Genomic DNA, 325 nt, shown 5'->3' with positions numbered 1-325 from the left:
TGGCCGCGCGGCTGGCCTCCGCGGCGGCGCTCTTTTCGCGGGCGGCGGCCATGCGGGCCTGGGCGGCGACCTCGACGGATACGCCCGCGAAGCTGGCGGAGTCGGCCCCGGCCTGGGCGGCGGCCCCGGCGTTGGCACCCGCGGCGGCCCCGGACTTGGCGGCGTGGCCCGCCGGGGGGGCCGGGAACCCCGCCCCCCTGCCCGCAGACGCCGATATGGCCGCGGCGCCCGCGGGACCCACCGCGGGGGGGGCCCCCCGGCCCCCGCCCGACTCCGCCACCTACGCCGGCGTCTCCGACGCGGACGCCGCCCAGGCCCGCCTGGC

The 325-nt window shown here is 84.0% G+C and carries 1 pseudogene; it reads right to left on the bottom strand.

Annotated features, from left to right (window positions below):
• Nucleotides 1-241 (bottom strand): annotated as a pseudogene (locus PUR71_RS15285) (glucose-6-phosphate dehydrogenase assembly protein OpcA); the annotation flags it as partial.
• Nucleotides 242-325: the final 84 nt, after the last annotated feature.

Source organism: Streptomyces sp. SP17BM10, assembly GCF_036322405.1.
Lineage (GTDB): Bacteria > Actinomycetota > Actinomycetes > Streptomycetales > Streptomycetaceae > Kitasatospora.
The sequence above is the reverse complement of the archived record's forward strand: the minus strand, read 5'-3'. Positions and strand labels throughout refer to the sequence as shown.